The sequence below is a fragment of the Haemophilus sp. HN_Hi08 genome, from assembly GCF_049824455.1.
Taxonomy (GTDB): domain Bacteria; phylum Pseudomonadota; class Gammaproteobacteria; order Enterobacterales; family Pasteurellaceae; genus Haemophilus; species Haemophilus influenzae_D.
In genome coordinates, this window is the sequence record NZ_CP187493.1 from 483,759 (window position 1) to 502,916 (window position 19,158).

At 39.5% G+C, this 19,158-nt stretch carries 18 protein-coding genes; 5 read left to right on the forward strand and 13 right to left on the reverse strand.

Annotated features, from left to right (window positions below):
* The first annotated feature begins 155 nt into the window (after positions 1–155).
* Both ACPT8O_RS02430 and ACPT8O_RS02435 read left to right on the forward strand, forming a co-directional pair.
* Positions 156–1,019 (forward strand): YicC/YloC family endoribonuclease, encoded by an 864-nt coding sequence (locus ACPT8O_RS02430; RefSeq protein WP_041175247.1) that lies wholly within the window; start codon positions 156–158, stop codon positions 1,017–1,019.
* Between the two features lie 9 nt (positions 1,020–1,028).
* Positions 1,029–1,871 carry a YgfZ/GcvT domain-containing protein gene (locus ACPT8O_RS02435; protein ID WP_021034456.1) on the forward strand — a complete coding sequence of 281 codons (843 nt, stop codon included), beginning with the start codon at positions 1,029–1,031 and terminating at the stop codon, positions 1,869–1,871.
* A 42-nt stretch (positions 1,872–1,913) separates the two neighbouring features.
* Here ACPT8O_RS02435 and serA read toward each other — a convergent pair whose 3' ends face one another.
* From serA to lon, 4 genes are all read right to left on the reverse strand, one after another.
* Positions 1,914–3,146 (reverse strand): phosphoglycerate dehydrogenase, encoded by a 1,233-nt coding sequence (gene serA / locus ACPT8O_RS02440; RefSeq protein ID WP_021034455.1) that lies wholly within the window; start codon positions 3,144–3,146, stop codon positions 1,914–1,916.
* A gap of 29 nt (positions 3,147–3,175) precedes the next feature.
* Entirely contained in the window at positions 3,176–3,835 is a 660-nt protein-coding gene (gene rpiA, locus ACPT8O_RS02445) for a ribose-5-phosphate isomerase RpiA (protein WP_021034454.1), read from the reverse strand.
* A 116-nt stretch (positions 3,836–3,951) separates the two neighbouring features.
* On the reverse strand, positions 3,952–5,103 hold the full coding sequence (hemW, locus tag ACPT8O_RS02450; RefSeq protein WP_021034453.1) for a radical SAM family heme chaperone HemW: 1,152 nt from the start codon (positions 5,101–5,103) through the stop codon (positions 3,952–3,954).
* Between the two features lie 116 nt (positions 5,104–5,219).
* A complete protein-coding gene (gene lon, locus ACPT8O_RS02455) occupies positions 5,220–7,631 on the reverse strand; it encodes an endopeptidase La (RefSeq protein ID WP_021034452.1) in 2,412 nt (803 codons plus the stop codon).
* Positions 7,632–7,821: 190 nt separating this feature from the next.
* Between lon and ACPT8O_RS02460 the strand changes: the two genes are divergently transcribed.
* Positions 7,822–8,697 (forward strand): VirK/YbjX family protein, encoded by an 876-nt coding sequence (locus ACPT8O_RS02460; protein ID WP_041175246.1) that lies wholly within the window; start codon positions 7,822–7,824, stop codon positions 8,695–8,697.
* A gap of 28 nt (positions 8,698–8,725) precedes the next feature.
* On the opposite strand, the gene ACPT8O_RS02465 is transcribed toward ACPT8O_RS02460, so the two are convergent.
* Positions 8,726–9,424, reverse strand: a complete 699-nt coding sequence (locus tag ACPT8O_RS02465) for a tRNA1(Val) (adenine(37)-N6)-methyltransferase (RefSeq protein WP_041175245.1) — start codon at positions 9,422–9,424, stop codon at positions 8,726–8,728.
* 69 nt (positions 9,425–9,493) lie between these two features.
* Between ACPT8O_RS02465 and srmB the strand changes: the two genes are divergently transcribed.
* Both srmB and ACPT8O_RS02475 read left to right on the forward strand, forming a co-directional pair.
* The gene (gene srmB / locus ACPT8O_RS02470) at positions 9,494–10,813 is read left to right on the forward strand and encodes an ATP-dependent RNA helicase SrmB (protein ID WP_021034449.1); all 1,320 of its coding nucleotides are present in this window, start codon (positions 9,494–9,496) and stop codon (positions 10,811–10,813) included.
* A 169-nt stretch (positions 10,814–10,982) separates the two neighbouring features.
* Entirely contained in the window at positions 10,983–12,134 is a 1,152-nt protein-coding gene (locus ACPT8O_RS02475; protein WP_425622354.1) for a YadA-like family protein, read from the forward strand.
* A gap of 144 nt (positions 12,135–12,278) precedes the next feature.
* On the opposite strand, the gene ACPT8O_RS02480 is transcribed toward ACPT8O_RS02475, so the two are convergent.
* The 8 genes from ACPT8O_RS02480 to tenA form a co-directional block, all read right to left on the reverse strand.
* Positions 12,279–12,797, reverse strand: coding sequence for a GNAT family N-acetyltransferase (locus ACPT8O_RS02480; protein ID WP_021034447.1), 519 nt, complete (start codon positions 12,795–12,797; stop codon positions 12,279–12,281).
* Complete coding sequence (locus ACPT8O_RS02485) at positions 12,787–13,086, reverse strand: DUF1778 domain-containing protein (RefSeq protein ID WP_006995116.1); 300 nt, start codon at positions 13,084–13,086, stop codon at positions 12,787–12,789. Before ACPT8O_RS02485 ends, ACPT8O_RS02480 begins: the two co-directional genes overlap by 11 nt.
* 264 nt (positions 13,087–13,350) lie before the next feature.
* Positions 13,351–14,733: a tRNA 5-hydroxyuridine modification protein YegQ gene (yegQ, locus tag ACPT8O_RS02490; protein ID WP_021034446.1), complete on the reverse strand. Its 1,383-nt coding sequence runs from the start codon at positions 14,731–14,733 to the stop codon at positions 13,351–13,353.
* Between the two features lie 166 nt (positions 14,734–14,899).
* Positions 14,900–16,204 carry an MFS transporter gene (locus tag ACPT8O_RS02495; RefSeq protein ID WP_425623332.1) on the reverse strand — a complete coding sequence of 435 codons (1,305 nt, stop codon included), beginning with the start codon at positions 16,202–16,204 and terminating at the stop codon, positions 14,900–14,902.
* A complete protein-coding gene (thiE, locus tag ACPT8O_RS02500; RefSeq protein ID WP_021034444.1) occupies positions 16,188–16,868 on the reverse strand; it encodes a thiamine phosphate synthase in 681 nt (226 codons plus the stop codon). Before thiE ends, ACPT8O_RS02495 begins: the two co-directional genes overlap by 17 nt.
* Before the next feature lie 10 nt (positions 16,869–16,878).
* On the reverse strand, positions 16,879–17,688 hold the full coding sequence (gene thiD, locus ACPT8O_RS02505) for a bifunctional hydroxymethylpyrimidine kinase/phosphomethylpyrimidine kinase (RefSeq protein ID WP_021034443.1): 810 nt from the start codon (positions 17,686–17,688) through the stop codon (positions 16,879–16,881).
* Positions 17,681–18,496 carry a hydroxyethylthiazole kinase gene (gene thiM, locus ACPT8O_RS02510; RefSeq protein WP_054249423.1) on the reverse strand — a complete coding sequence of 272 codons (816 nt, stop codon included), beginning with the start codon at positions 18,494–18,496 and terminating at the stop codon, positions 17,681–17,683. Before thiM ends, thiD begins: the two co-directional genes overlap by 8 nt.
* Positions 18,497–18,510: 14 nt before the next feature.
* Positions 18,511–19,158: a thiaminase II gene (tenA, locus tag ACPT8O_RS02515; protein ID WP_005666624.1), complete on the reverse strand. Its 648-nt coding sequence runs from the start codon at positions 19,156–19,158 to the stop codon at positions 18,511–18,513.

The following is a 19,158-nucleotide window of genomic DNA, read 5'->3' on the forward strand; positions in this document are numbered from 1 at the left end:
TACGATGATTGTATTGTATAATTTACAGTATGTAAACAACAGAATACAAAATATCTTTATTATTTACCGCACTTTTCTTTTCCCTTTCTGTGTTCATCTCGTTAAAATACTTAGCGAATCAACTAAGACAAAGTTAAGAGAAAATAGGAGAGCTTATGATTTACAGTATGACCGCCTTTGCACGCCTTGAAGTGAAAAAAGATTGGGGCGATGCGGTATGGGAAATTCGTTCCGTCAATCAACGTTATTTAGAAAACTTTTTCCGTTTGCCCGAGCAATTCCGCGGATTAGAAAACACGTTGCGTGAGAAACTTCGTCAAAGTCTTACTCGCGGGAAAATTGAATGTTCTTTGCGTATTGAAACAAAAAAACAAACAAATGCTGAATTGAATTTAAATAAAGAACTTGCGAATCAAGTCATTCAATCTTTGCAATGGATTAAAACGCAAGCTGGCGAAGGCGATATTAATTTAACAGATGTATTGCGTTATCCTGGTGTGGTGGAAGCACAAGAGCAAGATTTAGATGCGATTAGTCAAGATTTATTGACAGCCTTTGATGATTTACTGACCGATTTTATTGCAATGCGTGGTCGTGAGGGGGAAAAACTGAACGATATTATTCAACAACGTTTAGATGCCATTGCTGTGGAAGCGGATAAAGTGCGGTCACAAATGCCAGCAGTTTTACAATGGCAGCGTGAACGTTTATTGCAACGTTTTGAAGATGCTCAAATCAATCTTGATCCGCAACGTGTGGAACAAGAAATGATTTTACTTGCTCAACGCATTGATGTGGCGGAAGAACTCGATCGTTTACAAATGCACGTGAAAGAAACTACGAATATTTTGAAAAAAGGCGGCGCAGTTGGGCGTAAATTAGATTTTATGATGCAAGAATTGAATCGTGAATCTAATACCCTTGCGTCTAAATCCATTAATGCGGATATTACGGCTTCTGCGGTGGAACTAAAAGTGCTTATCGAACAAATGCGTGAACAAATTCAGAATTTAGAATAGGAAAGCAGAATGTCTCAATTTATTTCTCTTACTCAATATCAACTGATTGAAGTACAGGGTGCGGATGTAGAAAAATATTTGCAAGGGCAATTAACTTCTGATGTTGTGCGATTAGCGAGTGGCGCAACGACGCTTACAGCTCACTGCGACCCAAAAGGTAAAATGAATGCAATTTACCGTTTGTTTAAAGTAAGTAGTGAACAATTCTTTTTGCTCGTTAAGAAAGATATTTTGCCAAGCGCTCTGGATGCTTTGAAAAAATATGCGGTATTTTCCAAAGTGAGTTTTGATTTACGTGATTGGCAAATTATCGGCGTAATAGGTGAAAAATGTGGAAAAATTACACCGCACTTTTCCTTGGAAATTGATGGACAGCGTTCAATTTTATTAAATGAAACTGAATTACCCGTGAATTTTAATGGCGATGAAAAAATTTGGGAAGTAGCCGATATTCAAGCAGGATTGCCAAATTTAAGTCCGCAAACGCAAAATGAATTTATCCCACAAGCACTAAATTTACAGGCCGTTGAGCAAGCAATTTCTTTTACCAAAGGCTGTTATATTGGGCAAGAAACCGTGGCACGTGCGAAATATCGTGGGGCAAACAAACGTGCAATGTTTATTTTTAAAGCGCAAACTCAGCAGGAAGTGGAAATTGGCAGTGAAATCGAAATGCAGCTTGAAGCCAATTGGCGTAAGACTGGCACGATTACAAGTGCGGTCAATTTAGACGGTGTTTTATGGTTGCAAGTTGTGATGAATAATGACATGGATTCAGAGCAACAATTTAGATTGCCGAGTAATGAAATACTGTTAGAGCGAGTGCAGTTACCTTATTCGATTACTGAATAAGAAAGCAAAAAAGATCAGGCATTACCCTGATCTTTTTTCTATTTAGTAAAGTACTCTAGCACGAATTGTGCCATCAATTTCCTTCAATTTTGTCAGTAATGGTGATGCATCATTCGTTTCTACATCAACGACAACATAACCAATTTTTGGGTCAGTTTGTAAATATTGCGCGGCAATATTGAGGTTGGCTTCGACGAAAATTTGGTTCAGTTTGTTCAATATACCAGGGCGATTTTCATGAATATGCAATAAGCGTTTTGTTCCCTCGTGCTCTGGTAAAGAGACTTCTGGGAAGTTTACCGAAGAAAGGGTTGAGCCATTATCTGAATATTTAACAAATTTGCCTGCCACTTCAAAACCGATATTTTCTTGTGCTTCCGCTGTTGAGCCGCCAATATGTGGCGTTAAAATCACATTATCAAATTCACGTAACGGCGAGACAAATTCTTCATTAATTGAAGCGGGTTCAACGGGGAATACATCAATTGCCGCACCGTGAATTTTACCGTCTTTTAAGGCTTGAGCAAGAGCATCAATATCTACTACTGTGCCACGCGCAGCATTGATCAAAATAGCCCCTTGTTTTAATTGTGCGATACGCGTTACGTTCATTAAGTTTTTGGTGGAGGGCAGTTCTGGCACGTGTAGTGAAATCACATCGCAAGAACTAAGTAATTCTTCAAGACTACGAACCTGTTTTGCATTACCAAGCGGAAGTTTATTTTCAATATCGTAGAAATACACATCCATGCCTAATGATTCAGCAATAATACTTAATTGTGAACCAATGTGGCCGTAACCAATAATGCCTAATTTTTTTCCCCGCACTTCATGAGAGCCAGTCGCAGATTTATTCCAAACACCACGATGTACTTCGGCATTAGCCTGTGGCACATTGCGCATAAGTAATAAAATCTCGCCTAATACAAGTTCTGCGACGGAACGAGTGTTTGAGAATGGCGCATTAAATACAGGAATACCACGTGCTTTTGCTGCATTTAAATCCACTTGGTTGGTGCCAATACAGAAACAGCCTACTGCGATTAATTTGGGTGCAGCTTCAATCATTTCTGCAGTTAAATGGGTGCGAGAACGTAAGCCGATAAAATGTGCATCTTTAATGGCTTCTTTTAATTCATCGCCATCTAGTGCTTTTTTATAGTAATCAATATTGCTATAGCCTGCCGCGTGGAGCGTATCAAGTGCGCTTTGATGCACGCCTTCAAACAATACAAATTTAATTTTTGATTTGTCGAGTGAAACTTTGTTTGTCATATTTGCTTCCTTATGATTTTTATTATGAATTAGTCAATAATTTGGGCACCTTCAGGCGTGCCGACGATTACAACATCTGCGCCACGCAATGCGAATATCCCATTAGTGACGACACCTGCAACATTGTTTAATTCTTTTTCCATTTCAACTGGATTTAAAATACTGAAGTTGTGTACATCTAAAATCACATTGCCATTATCTGTAACCACGCCTTCACGATACTCAGGTGCGCCACCAAGTGCGACTAATTTTCTGCCCACTTGTGAACGAGCCATTGGAATAACTTCAACTGGCAATGGGAAAGTCGAACCTAACACATCTACTTGTTTACTAGAATCTACAATACAAATAAATTTTTTCGCTAATGCCGCAACGATTTTTTCACGAGTAAGTGCCGCACCGCCGCCTTTAATCATCATTTTTTGTGGATTGATTTCATCTGCGCCATCCACATAAATATCTAAGCTAGAGACATCATTTGCATTAAATACTTCGATCCCTTGTTTACGTAATAATTCTTCTGATGCTTTTGAAGCCGCAACTGCGCCTTGAATTTTATTTTTGATTGTACCCAAAGCCTCAATAAAGCAGTTCACAGTAGAGCCACAGCCCACGCCAACAATTGTGTCAGCTTTTACATATTCTAATGCAGCTTGTGCGGCGAGTTTTTTCATTTCTAATTGATTCATTTCTTTTCCTTATTTCAATAAGTAAACGATTGCGTTACTTTATTACGAGCCTACTTAATAAACAAGTATAATTTTTAACGGGCGTTTTTCTCAAGCAATGCTATTTCATGACTAGGCTATTCTTCCGTTAAAAATAATTCCAAAAGTTCATTGAGAAATAACTTGCCGTGTTCTTTGATTTGCCAAGAATCAGTGTTTTCTACAATATAGTTTTGTTGAATGGCAAAATCAATTTGATTTTTCACCGCACTTTGCGATAAACCTGTGTAATCTTCAAATTCTTGTTTGGGAACCGCTTCTAATAAACGAAAGCGATTCATAAAAAACTCAAAAGGGCGGTCAATTTCTGGCACGTTTTTTTCTTCGTAAAGATATTCGCCACGCAAATAACCTTTCGGGTGTTTGGTTTTAGAAAAGCGAGTAATCTCGCCATTCGGAAACGTCAATTTCCCGTGTGCGCCACAGCCAATGGCTAAATAATCCCCAAACCGCCAATAATTCAAATTATGTTTACATTGAAAACCTGTTTTTGCGTAAGCTGAGGTTTCATATTGCTGGTAGCCTGCCGCCGTTAAAAGTTGGTGACCTTGCTCAAAAATATCCCAAAGCGCATCATCATCTGGCAATTTAGGTGGGCGGTAAGCAAACATCGTATTTGGCTCAATAGTGAGCTGATACCAAGAAATATGGGGAGGGGATAGCTCAATCGCTTGACGAAGATCATCTAAAGCTTCTTCCAACGTTTGGTTCGGTAAGCCGTGCATTAAATCTAAATTGAAACTTTTTAGTCCAGAAACTTTCGCTAAATTGACCGCACTTTTTGCCTCTGTTGCATTATGAATTCGCCCAAGACGCTGTAATTTGTCATCATTGAAACTTTGAATTCCCATAGAAATTCGTGTGATGCCTGCAGATACATAACCTTTAAAACGTTCAGCTTCTACCGTGCCAGGATTAGCTTCTAATGTAATTTCAATATTATCTTCAAAATCAATCTGTTTTTTTATTTCCTTTAAAAGGTGTGCAATACTTTCTGACGAAAATAAACTTGGCGTACCGCCACCAATAAAAATTGAATGGAGTTTTCGTTGTTGAATGGAATTTTTAAAGCGTTGTAAATCAGCCTGCAAATCTTGCAGAAGATGATAAATATAGTCTTGTTCTGGTATATCGCCTTTTTGTGCGTGTGAATTAAAATCACAATAAGGACATTTTTGAACGCACCAAGGAATATGTATATACAAGGAAAGTGGAGGAAGTTGTAGCATTGTGTTATTAACAAGTTTTCAATTTGGAAAAGTATAAATTAACCTTGTGTAAAGATGAAATTTTCATCTCTAAAGTCAATAAAAAGGCTTGTTTTCACAAGCCCTAAAACATTCAATTAATTGACCGCTCTTTCCGATTTACTCGTCACTTTACGGCGTGGTGCTTTAGGTTTAGCCTCCACTTTAACAAATTCAATGCCTTCTGGTGGATTTTCCAACGCAAGACCAAGCACTTCATCAATGGTTTCTACCGCATGAATTGCAAGATTTTGTTTCACGTTTTCTGGAATTTCTTCGAGATCTTTAACGTTTTCTTTTGGAATTAATACGGTTTTAATTCCACCACGATGTGCTGCAAGAAGTTTTTCTTTTAATCCACCGATTGGTAATACTTTACCGCGTAAACTGATTTCTCCCGTCATTGCTACATCAGCACGCACAGGATTACCTGTTAAACAAGACACTAATGCAGTACACATTGCAATACCTGCACTTGGGCCATCTTTTGGTGTTGCACCATCTGGCACGTGAATGTGAATATCGCGTTTTTCGTGGAACTCAGAATTAATACCTAATTTTTCAGCACGAGCTCGTACAACTGTCATTGCCGCTTGAATGGATTCTTTCATCACATCGCCTAATGAACCAGTGAAAGAAAGTTTTCCTTTACCCACAACGGAGGCTGTTTCAATGGTGAGTAAATCGCCGCCCACTTCTGTCCAAGCTAAACCAGTTACTTCGCCAATACGATTTTGCGTGTCAGCTTTGCCAAATTCAAAACGTTTTACGCCAAGATAGTCGTGCAGATTATCTGAATTTACCGTGATAGATTTAAGTTTTGGATTTACCAATAAATTTTTCACGGCTTTACGGCAGATTTTTGAAATTTCACGTTCTAGCCCACGCACGCCCGCTTCACGGGTGTAATAGCGGATAATATCTAAAATTGCGCTTTCTTCGACGGTAAGTTCGCCTTTCTTCAAACCATTACGTTCAATTTGTTTGGCTAATAAATGACGCATCGCGATATTAAGTTTTTCATCTTCGGTATAACCAGAAAGACGAATCACTTCCATACGATCCAATAATGGGCCTGGAATGTTCATAGAATTTGATGTCGCCACAAACATTACATCAGAAAGATCGTAATCCACTTCTAAATAGTGATCATTAAATGTGGTGTTTTGCTCAGGATCTAATACTTCAAGCAACGCTGAGGCAGGGTCACCTCGCATATCGGATGCCATTTTATCTATTTCATCAAGCAAGAATAATGGATTTTTAACCCCCACTTTTGCCATCTTTTGAATTAATTTACCTGGCAATGCACCAATATAGGTTTTACGGTGACCACGGATTTCTGCTTCATCGCGAACACCGCCTAATGCCATCCGCACATATTTACGACCAGTGGCATTGGCAATAGATTGACCAAGAGAGGTTTTACCTACACCCGGAGGGCCAACTAAACAAAGAATCGGGCCTTTCACTTTGTTTAAACGCGCTTGTACTGCTAAATACTCAAGAATACGTTCTTTCACACGATCTAAACCATAGTGATCGGTATCTAAAACTTGCAGTGCTTTAACAATGTCTTTTTTCACTTTAGAACGTTGATGCCAAGGCACTTGGATCATCCATTCAATATAACTGCGTATTACGGTTGCTTCAGAAGACATCGCCGACATCATTTTAAGTTTTTGTAATTCATTTTCTACTTTGTCGCGTACCTCTGCCGGCATGCCTGCCGCTTCCACCTTTTGATGCAGTTGTTCAACTTCATCAATGGTATCTTCATTTTCTCCACCATCCATTTCTTTGCGAATGGCTTTAATTTGTTCGCTTAAATAATAGTTTCGCTGGCTTTTCTCCATTTGTTTTTTGACACGACCACGAATACGTTTCTCCACTTGAAGAATATCAGCCTCTGATTCCATCATACTAAGCAAATATTCTAAACGTTCTTGCACATTAGCGAGTTCTAACGCATTTTGTTTATGGCGAATGCTTACAGGGAGATGGGCTGCCATTGTGTCAGCTAAGCGATCAACATCATCAATACGTTGAAGGGCATTGAGAATATCTGCAGGCACTTTTTTGTTGAGGGTAAGATAATTTTCAAACTCAGAAAGCACCGCACTTTTTGCCACTACTAACTCTTTTTCATCGCCATAAGTGGTTTCGATAGGGGTAATTTGGGCAGAAAAGCATTTTTCGCCGTCTTCAAGGTTGTTAATTTTCGCGCGATTTTGACCTTCAACTAGCACTTTTACTGTGCCATCAGGTAATTTTAATAACTGAATAATGTTAGCAATAGTACCCACATCAAATAAATCTTCAGGGGTCGGTTCTTCTAAATCTGCTTCTCTTTGGGATACCAAAAGAAGCTGTTTATCATCATTCATTGCTTCTTCAAGGGCATTAATGGATTTTGCACGCCCTACAAAAAGTGGCATTACCATATAAGGAAAAACGACAACATCGCGTAATGGCAATACGGGCATTGTACGTTGGATATTCTTCGCCATAATTGGTCTCTCTTATAATTTCGTTCCGATAATTTGGGTAAATATGGGGGTAGGGAAAAGGAATTCAAGGAAAAGATTATAACAAAATCTGACTTATAAAGTGGGTTTCTAACAAAAAGAATTTTGGCAAATGAAGTGATAATGGCTAAAATAATGAAAAATTTTATTAAATTTCACAAAATATTGAATTATGTCCACGAAAAATAATTTTATTTTCCCCACCTATGTTCAAATGTATCCTTATTCTAAGGATCGCCCTTTTCTCAAACAAGTGCGGGAAAAATTACGCTATTATGGCTATAAATGGTTGTATCAAAAGCAATGTAACCAATTAGTGGATTTTCTTAATAAAGAAACGCAATGGCAGCCTTTATTTACACAAAATTATTACCGTATCAATACAATTCTGACTACTTTTTGCGATAAACGTTTTTCTGCTGCAGAACGTTTAACGGCGATTACGGAGAATTTACGTTTGGCAGAAGAAAAAATGGGACGTTTGCTTTGCCAACAATTATTAGATCAACAACATATCGTGCTAACCCAATTAACAGAGGATTTGCGTTTATCTTTGAGTATCAATCATATCGATCCCTTTGAGGGATATTTTTCTATTAACATTCGCAATCAAAATAACGAACGAGTATATGATGCGTCTTTCACTTTTTTAAGCCCGAATAAATTGCTTATCGCCTCAATTCAAGGCCCCTCAAGTGGTAATGCTCAAGAGCTTGTGAAACAGGCTACGAAAGCATTACACGGTATGCGTCCAATGTTTATGTTGGTTAATGCGTTCAAAATGCTTGCTGAAAAATGGCAATGTGAGTTAGTGGGTATTCCGCACAAAGCACAAGGAAAATATCGTCTTTCTGCACGCAGTAAGATTTTGTTTAATTACAATGAATTTTGGCAAGAGAACCAAGGGAAATATGATAATAATTATTGGCAATTACCTTTGGATATTGAACGCAAACAATTAGAAGATATCGCAAGTAAAAAACGTTCTATGTATCGTAAACGTTATGAAATGCTAGACCAAATGGCATTGGATATTCAGCAACTTTAACGAAGAACGTGCGGTAAAAAAAGTGCGGTCAAAACTTGATATAAAAGTCTTTAGTCAATTCAATAAACGCTTCCGTGTATTGATTATCCTCATCATAAATCACCAATTGATCTTGCATTAAAACTTGGGGCTGTTTGGCAAAGGTAAGTAGCATTCTTTGGGGCGTTTTTCCCACTTTAGTAATGACATTCGTCTGTTTTATGCAAAAAAGTGCGGTGGATTTTGTGAGCGTTTTCCCCGCATTATAAGGCAAAACAAAACTTATTTTCCCATTTTCCGATAAGCACGTGGCAGCCCATTCTAACCAATTTAAGTGGCTTTGCTTGGTATAACGAGCCAATGCTCTTTCCTCATTTTTGCAAGCAATACCTTGTTCAAAATAAGGTGGATTTGCCACAATTAAGTCAAAGGTTTGTTCAGTTTGTTGTAAAAAATGTTGTATATCCGCTTGAATAAGTTGAATGCGATTTTTCCACACCGAATTATTGATGTTTTCTTGTGCTTGTTTTGCTGCAATGGAATCCAACTCAACCGCTTGAATTTGACAGTTTCCTTCAGTTCGTTGTGCTAACATTAAAGCCAATAATCCTGTGCCGCTCCCCATATCTAAAATATTTTTACAATGTTTTACATCTGCCCAAGCACCTAACAAAATGCCATCAGTACCGACTTTCATGGCACAAGAATCTTGATTGATATGGAATTGTTTAAAGGTAAATCCGCTCATAAATTTTTCGTAAATTGACCGCACTTTCAGGTATAATTCCCACTAATTTTAACAAAGAACCGCACAATAATGAATTTATCCCAATTTGAACAATTCGATCTTTCTCCTGAGCTTTTAAAGGCACTTGAGAAAAAAGGTTATTCTCGTCCAACAGCTATTCAAATGGAAGCCATTCCTGCCGCAATGGAAGCGCGTGATGTATTAGGCTCTGCACCAACGGGAACAGGGAAAACGGCTACTTTTTTATTACCTGCGCTACAACATTTATTGGATTATCCACGCCGTAAACCGGGCTCACCGCGTATTTTGGTATTAACGCCAACCCGTGAATTGGCAATGCAAGTGGCAGAACAAGCGGAAGAATTAGCGCAGTTTACCCATTTAAATATTGCGACAATTACAGGTGGCGTGGCGTATCAAAATCACGGTGATGTGTGCAATACCAATCAAGATTTGGTGGTGGCTACGCCTGGCCGTTTATTGCAATACATTAAGGAAGAAAATTTTGATTGCCGTTCCGTTGAAATGCTGATTTTTGACGAAGCCGATAGAATGTTACAAATGGGATTTGGACAAGATGCGGAAAAAATTGCGGCTGAAACCCGTTGGCGGAAACAAACCTTGTTGTTTTCTGCAACCTTAGAAGGAGAGTTATTAGTCGATTTCGCGGAGCGTTTGTTGAATGATCCTGTGAAAGTAGATGCGGAACCAAGCCGTCGAGAGAGAAAAAAAATCAACCAATGGTATTACCATGCAGACAGCAATGAACACAAAATCAAATTGCTCGCGCGTTTTATTGAAACTGAAGAAGTAACCCGTGGAATTGTGTTTATTCGTCGTCGTGAAGATGCACGAGAACTTTCTGAAACATTGCGTAAACGAGGCATTCGTTCTGCGTATTTAGAAGGTGAAATGGCACAAACTCAACGTAATAATGCGATTGATAAATTGAAATCAGGTATTGTGACGGTATTGGTTGCAACAGATGTGGCTGCGCGTGGTATTGATATTGACGATGTAACTCACGTGATGAATTTTGATTTGCCCTATAGTGCGGATACTTATTTGCATCGAATTGGACGTACAGCGCGAGCAGGTAAAAAAGGCACAGCGGTCTCTTTTGTCGAAGCCCATGATTACAAGTTACTAGGTAAAATCAAACGTTATACTGAGGAAATTTTAAAGGCACGCATTTTAGAGGGTTTAGAGCCTCGCACTAAGCCACCAAAAGATGGTGAAGTGAAATCTGTCAGCAAAAAACAAAAGGCACGCATTAAAGAAAAACGTGAAGAAAAGAAAAAAACAGAGGCAAAGAAAAAAGTAAAATTGCGTCATAAGGATACGAAAAATATCGGCAAACGACGCAAGTCAAGCAACAGTAATATTTAATTAGGTGTGTAAATTCTGCTTGAGGCAAATTTTACATAGGAAATTTTTCTATATTGCTTTAACGTTTTTTTATAGTAGAAGTATATACTCAGTTATGGTTATGGTTACATAGTAAGCTTTTACTTTGTTCTAATTCACTTTAATAACCCTAAATAATTGAGGATTCCTTATGAAAAGAAATTTATTAAAACAATCTGTAATCGCTGTGTTAGTAGGTGGTGCATTACCAGTTTTGGCTTCTGCTAGTAATAGTGCTACTGTAGCAACTCAGTCACAGTCAGATACAGAATTAGATAATGAGATGATTTCTATCTTAGAGGATATTTCTAATATAAACGATGATCTTGATGGACTTACAAATAAAGTAGCTAGTCATTCTAGAACATTAGGTCGTCATACAAATAGACTCAATAATCTTAAAGATCTTGTAGAACGTTTGACAAATAGGGTAAATGGAGCTGCTAATGCACTTAGTTTACTTTCTCAAAATATTGGTTTAAATAAAACTAACATCGAGAAAAAAGCAGACAAAACAGAAGTCTCTCTTTTGAAAAATAGGGTAGATGGAGCTGCTGGGGCACTTAATTTACTTTCTCAAAATATTGGTTTAAATAAAACTAACATAGAGAAAAAAGCAGACAAAACAGAAGTCTCTCTTTTGAAAAATAGGGTAGATGGAGCTGCTGGGGCACTTAATTTACTTTCTCAAAATATTGGTTTAAATAAAACCAACATAGAGAAAAAAGCAGACAAAACAGATGTAGATGCAAACAAAGCTGACATTGCAACTAACAAAGCTGACATTGCAACTAACAAAGCTGACATTGCAACTAACAAAGCTGACATTGCAACTAACAAAGCTGACATTGCAACTAACAAAGCTGACATTGCAACTAACAAAGCTGACATTGCAACTAACAAAGCTGACATTGCAACTAACAAAGCTGACATTGCAACTAACAAAGCTGACATTGCAACTAACAAAGCTAACATTGCAACTAACAAAACTAACGTTGCAACTAATACAGTTGTAATCGCAACTCACACTCAACGTCTTGATAATTTAGATAACAGAGTAAATAACCTTAATAAAGATCTTAAACGTGGTCTTGCTTCTCAAGCTGCATTAAATGGTTTATTCCAACCGTATAACGTAGGTAAATTAAATCTTACTGCTGCTGTAGGTGGTTATAAATCTCAAACTGCGGTTGCTGTAGGTACTGGTTATCGTTATAACGAAAATATCGCGGCTAAATCAGGTGTTGCTTTCACTCGTGGTGGCAGCGCAACTTATAATGTTGGCGTAAATTTTGAATGGTAATTAGATAACTAATTTTCCATAACAGAAAATAAATACCTGTTTTTGAGTAATATCAGAAACAGGTATTTTTTATAGGCTTCGTTTCGCACACTCGTTACTAGTGTGGATATGTGAATAAAATCAATAATATTTGGTGTATTTCATCTATTTTATTAATTTTGTTAGCGGATAAAATAACTTTCTGTGTGTTCCTCCAAATTCTTTAAATTCAATAAACCCTAATCGTTCATAAAACGAGCTGGCATCATCATTTTTTGCTTCAACGACTAAAATTGTAGCAGCTACCGTAGCATTCTTAATCTTATGAATGGCGTCTACAATTAGAAACTTTCCATACCCTTGCTTCTGGAAATTCGTATCAATGGCTAATCGCCCTATTAAAACAGCAGGAATATTAGGATATGGTACACCTTTACTTATTCGTTCTTGTGGTATATCTGCAATTGGTATTGATAATGCCGATAAAGTGTAATAGCCAACAATCCTAGATTGTTGTTCATTTATAAGCACAAAACACTTTGCAAGCCCTTTTTTTACATCTTGAGAAACGTACTTATGAAAGTAGTTTTCTAAAGGTTCAACTGAACAAGAAAATGAACTTCTCTCAATCTTTACATCTTCTAAGGGTAATACTCTTAAATATGCTAAATTTTCATTTATCATTATTTTTTCCTGTAATAGATAGATATGCTTCATACATATTAAGCGCATTTTTCATTGATTGATTAGGCTCAAATGGTTTACTTAGACTTTCAATCAGCAATGCTTGATCATTCACTGCTAAACGTAAAACTTGATGTTCTGAAATGGTCTTTTTGGCTTCCTCGTAAGCTACACTTACCACAAAGTCGGTTAATGTTCGCCCTGTAATTGCAGCCGCTTGTTTTAGTAATTCATATATATCTATGTTTACTTTAGCCTCCAATCTAGCTTTTGTTACTTGTGTTTTCATTCATCTACTCCTTATGTTGTTAATATAATATCTTATATTATACGGCTAATAGACGTACATTATCAAGAAAAATACAATACATATTTATCGTTTTGGAGCGTGGGCGAGCTATCGTCCAAGTGTAATAAATATCAGGCTGGGACACAGCCGTCGAGCTTGTGAAGTGAACTTCATTGAGAAGTCAGCAGCAAGAACCCATCGAGAGTAACCCACGCAAAGCGTGGGAGCTAGTAGAAATTCCCGTCCTTTAGAGCGGGGAGTATGTTAATTAGAATGTGGATTTCTTGTATTTGTATTAACTAAATTACGCATTAATAAAGCGTAATTTAAGTTAATATCTTGTGGCACATTTAAGAATACAAAATGCCCATCACCTAGTGCTGCATCAACTGCTTCATTTTTACGATTTAGCATTTTTTCAATTTTGAAATTAATATTGCCTTGTGGCGTCATCATTTCTACCTTGTCGCCAAGTAAGAATTTGTTTTTTACTGCCACTTCAGCCATACCTTGTTCGTTACGTTTACCGGTAAATTCACCGACAAATTGCTGACGATCAGAAATAGAATAGCCATATTCGTAGTTTTGGTATTCATCATGCGTATGACGACGTAAGAAACCTTCGGTATAACCACGGTGTGCAAGGGATTCTAATGTATCCATTAAATTTTCATCAAATGGTTTGCCTGCTGCCGCGTCATCAATTGCCTTGCGGTAAACTTGAGCAGTTCTTGCACAATAATAAAATGATTTAGTACGACCTTCGATTTTTAAAGAATGCACACCAAGTGCGGTCAATTTTTCCACGTGTTGTACGGCACGTAGATCTTTTGAATTCATAAAGTAGGTGCCGTGTTCATCTTCAAACGCCGTCATTTGCTCGTCAGGCTTTTGTGATTCGGTATAAAGGAAGACTTTATCCGTTACCGCACCCTCGCCTAAGGTTGGAGCAACATTTTTCACTTCAATTTGTTGAGCAGGATCGATTTTTGGCACAATGTTGCCCACTTCATCGGTGGTGCCTTCTTCCATTTTGTATTCCCAACGGCAAGCATTAGTGCAAGTGCCTTGGTTTGGATCGCGTTTGTTGATATAGCCAGAAAGCAAGCAACGACCAGAATACGCCATACATAACGCACCATGTACGAAAATTTCGAGTTCAATATCTGGCACCTGTTGGCGAATTTCAGCAATTTCATCGATTGAAAGTTCGCGCGATAAAATCACACGAGTTAATCCCATTTGTTTCCAGAATTTCACTGTTGCCCAGTTTACCGCATTTGCTTGCACAGAAAGATGAATATCAATATTAGGGAAATTTTCACGCACCAACATAATTAAGCCTGGGTCAGACATAATTAAAGCATCTGGTTTCATATCGATGACAGGTTGTAAATCTTTAATAAAAGTTTTGAGTTTGGAATTATGGGGCGCAATGTTTACCACTACATAGAATTTTTTGCCAAGGGAATGGGCTTCATCGATCCCGATTTTTAAATTGGCGTGATTAAATTCATTGTTACGCACGCGCAAGCTATAACGAGGTTGGCCTGCATAAACGGCATCTGCACCATAAGCAAACGCATAGCGCATATTTTTAAGAGAGCCTGCAGGGGAAAGTAATTCAGGTTTGAATTGGGTTGTCATAATATTCTCTTGTCTGATTTCAGGTCAGGGATTTGCGCTAGGCAAATCGTTAGGTGGGGTATTGTAGAGAAAATATTTGGCTTGTAAAGGAAAGTGCGGTCAAATTCTTAGTAGAATTTTATGTAAAATTTAACCGCTTAATAGATTTTATTTAATTATACAAATCTTAGGATAGTAATTTATCTTTCGTTTCTGAAATAAACCACAACCCGACCAAGCTCAATACAGCGTTTAGGGTTAAATAAATGCCCACGCCTTTTAAACCATAGTTGGCGTTGAGTGGTAAAGCAATCACAGCAGCCACGCTTGCCCCGAATAAGCCTGCAATATTATAGGTTAAAGAGGCTCCTGAATAGCGAGCATGAGTGGGGAAGAGTTCAGGTAAAAAACTCGCTAATGGCCCATAGCCCATTCCAATTAGGCCCATACCGATGATTAAAAACCAAAACAGACTAGCAGTTGTACCGTTTTCGAGAAATAACGGTAAGGATAAACTAAAAATCGCAACGCCAACAGTTGTCCAAATTAACCAAGTTCTTCGTCCGATTTTATCGATATATTTACCCGAAAGTGCAATAGTTATTGCCAAAGAAACCGCACTTGCCATCAATAAAGCGGTGAAAATTTGCGGGGAAAATCCTAATCCCATTGCATAGCCGGCTTCTGATACTGTTGGGGCAGATTTTGCATAAATTTGGCTAAAGGCAATCATAATATAGAACAGCACATAGCCTGCGATGCAAACCAACATTCCTAAGAAAAACGGCTTAAAATGAGTAGTGACAACTTCCAACATTGGTAAGCGTTTTGGTTGGGGTTTGTTGAGTGCGGCGAGGAAAATCGGGGCTTCAGTTAGTTTTAGGCGAACATATAAGCCAATTGCCACTAAGATAACGGAAGATAAAAACGGTATCCTCCACGCCCATTCCGCCATAGCTTCTTGCCCAAAAATTGCAGTCATGCCTAAGAATACGCCATTTGCCAACAACAAGCCAAGTGGTGCTCCAAGCTGTGGAAATGTGCCATACCAACCTCGTTTACCTTCGGGAGCATTTTCGACCGCAACTAACGCTGCACCGCCCCACTCTCCGCCTAAACCGATACCTTGCCCGATGCGACACAAACAGAGCAAAATTGTTGCCCAAATACCGATGCTGTCATAAGTTGGCAACAAACCAATAACAACAGTGGAAACGCCCATCAACAGCAAGCTCATCACAAAAGTATTTTTCCGCCCGAAACGGTCACCGAAATGCCCGAACAATATTGCTCCCAAAGGACGAGCAATAAAAGTGAGTGCTAAAGTGGAAAGGGCGGCAATCTGCCCTGAAAGTGGATCTGCGGCATGGAAGAATTGATGGTTAAATACCAATACCGCAGCCATTGCGTAAATGTAGTTATCGAAATACTCAATTGCGGTGCCGACCATCGTTGCCGTCGCAACCTGTTTTAGACTATTTTGCGTATTCATCGCTTGCCTCCCGTAATGCTTTTGTTGCTGCTTTAACATTTTCTGCTTGGCTGATGGCTGTAATTACTGCCACACCGTCCGCACCAAATTCTCGTAAGGTTTTAACGTGAGCTAACTTCACTCCACCAATTGCCACAAGCGGTTTAGTTATGCCCGCATTTCGCAAAGTTTGAATAAACGCCATTCCTAGCGTTGGCTTCGGATTCTCTTTTGATTGCGTTGGAAAAATCGGGCCAATTCCAAAATAATCAATTTCCGCTAAATTTTCCCCAATATTCGCCTCATCTAAACGATTCACCGACCAACCAATAATCAGCGGTTTATCTGTTTTAGCTCGAATCTCTTGCACAGGCATATCGCTTTGCCCAACGTGAATACCATCCGCCTCGATTTCCAACGCCAAATCAACGTTGTCGTCCACAATAAACGGTACGCCATATTCACGGCACAAATCACGACAATTAATCGCCAGCGCCTTCTGTGCTGAGGGCGTATGTTCTAACGAAAATTTGCCTTTATCCCGAAATTGAAAGCAGGTAATCCCGCCTTCTAACGCTTGTTTTAGCACGAATAATAAATTTTCTGACAAGTTCTCGCCCAAATGACGGCAATCTTGCGTGCCTGCCACAAAGTAAAGCGGTAAGATTTTTTGAATGTTTTGCATCTTCCAATCCTTAAAGGCGACTGTAAGCCCAATGATTGGTTGGTCCATGTCCATGCCCGATATTCAACGGGTGAGAAATCGCAGCGGTAATAAAATCTTTCGCTGTTTGCACCGCACTTTGCAACGGTTCACCTTTTGCCAATTCAGCGGTTAAACAGGCAGAAAAGGTGCAGCCTGTGCCGTGCGTATGAGGCGTATCAAAACGTGGACTTTGCAAAGCGAAATATTCGCCGTTTTGTAAAAGGATCCAATCTTGGCACAGCTCACTTTGCGAATTGAGCGAATGTCCACCCTTAATAATCACATTCTTCGCTCCCTGTTTTTGCAAGGCTTTTGCGGCTTGTTGAATACTGGTGTCGTCCACAATCGCAATCCCCGTTAAAGCTTCCGCTTCGGGAATGTTCGGTGTAATCACGTCTGTCAACAGCAGCAATTTTTGGCTTAACACACTCACCGCTTGCTGTTGCAATAACGGTGCCCCACCTTTGGCGATCATCACTGGGTCTAGCACCAGCGTGCCGAATGGTTTATCAGCAAGAAAATCTGCCACGCATTCAATAATTTCTGCATTGCCCAGCATACCAATTTTGCAACTTGCAATTTGGAAGTCATTTTTGACCGCTTCCAGTTGCGCTTGAATTGTTTTCAGTGGAATAGAGTGAATATCAAATACGCCAAGGGTATTTTGTGCCGTAACTGCCGTGATTACTGAAGTACCAAACACGCCTTGCATTTGGAAGGTTTTAAGATCCGCCTGAATGCCTGCCCCGCCGCCACTGTCTGACCCTGCGATGGTTAAAACTTGTTTCACATTACTCATTGATGCGTCCTCTTTGTTCAATGATTTCAGGGGAAATGGCAGCAAGTTCGTCCAACAAACGGATTTGGAACTGTCCCACTTGTGTGGTTAAGCCTTGCGCCGCACGCTCGCCAGCAATGGTGTATGCTACACAGGCTTCTAATGTCGCAGAAAAATAATTCCCTTCACTTACCGCTAAAAAAGCCGCACACACGGCACTCAACAGACACCCCGAAGCCGTGACTTTCGGGAACAATGGCGTGCCGTTGTGAATGGTCGCAGTTTGTGTGCCATCGCTGACAATATCCACCATTCCGCTAATCAACACCGTACAGCCATGGCGTTGAGCCACTTTCTCGGCAACGGCTTTTAAATCCACTTCGCCCTGCCCTGCATCTACACCTTTTGCCTGCCCTGCATCTACACCTTTTGCCTGCCATGCTTCTCCTGCAATCGCAGCCAGTTCACCTGCATTGCCACGAATCAGAGCAAATTTTACCTCGGCTAAAAGCTCACGAATGGTCTCACGGCGATAGCTCGTTGCCCCCACACCAACAGGATCTAACACCACAGGAATCCCAACCGCATTCGCGGTTTTGCCCGCTAATAACATCGCCTCTCGCTCCTTTCCAATCAGCGTGCCGATATTAATGACCAACGCTTGACTGATTTTCGGTACTTCCTGCATTTCTTCGACATTCGCCGACATCAATGGCGAAGCCCCCAATGCCAACAAGCCATTGGCACTAAAATTCGCTGCCACAATGTTGGTGATGTTATGAATGAGCGGATTCTGCTCACGGATTTTGGATAGATAGATGGATTTCATTTTGTCTCCTGTTGTTATGCCAAATCCAACCCCATTTGCCAAAACGCAATTTCCATTCTGGTTGCGGTGGTGAAAATCTGTTGAATCTCGGCAAGTTGGCTTGGGTTTAGCGGTTTGCAAAGTGCTGTAAGAAAATCAACGGTTTCTTGGGCGGATTGTTGAAATTCCTCGCTCGTATAGGTGTCAATCCACGTTTGATAAGGGTTGTTCGGTAAGCGAGGATAATGCTGAGTAATGTAACGGGCAACTTGAGCGTAACCCAAAGCACAAGGGGTCACGGCTGCATAAAGCTCAGCTAAACCGCCCGTCATGCCGCAATCAAGCAAATAGCGGGTATAAGCAATACAAGCGGCACTTTCTTGAGTAGCAAAAATCTCTTGTTCGCTAATGCCCCATTGGCGGCAATAATTTAAATGCAATTGAATTTCTTGGCAGAGTATCTCTAACGTTTTGCGAGGAATTTCCATTTCCGCAAAATTTTTTGCTTTATATACACCCAAAGCAAAGGCTCGACTATAGTGGAACAGATAGAGGTAATCTTGCTTCAAATAATGCTGAAAACAAGCTTTTGGCAGCGTACCTTTTGCTAGCTGTTGCACAAATTCGTGTTCAATATATTGTTGCCAATAAGGTTGAGCTTGTTGAATGAGTTGTTCAATCAT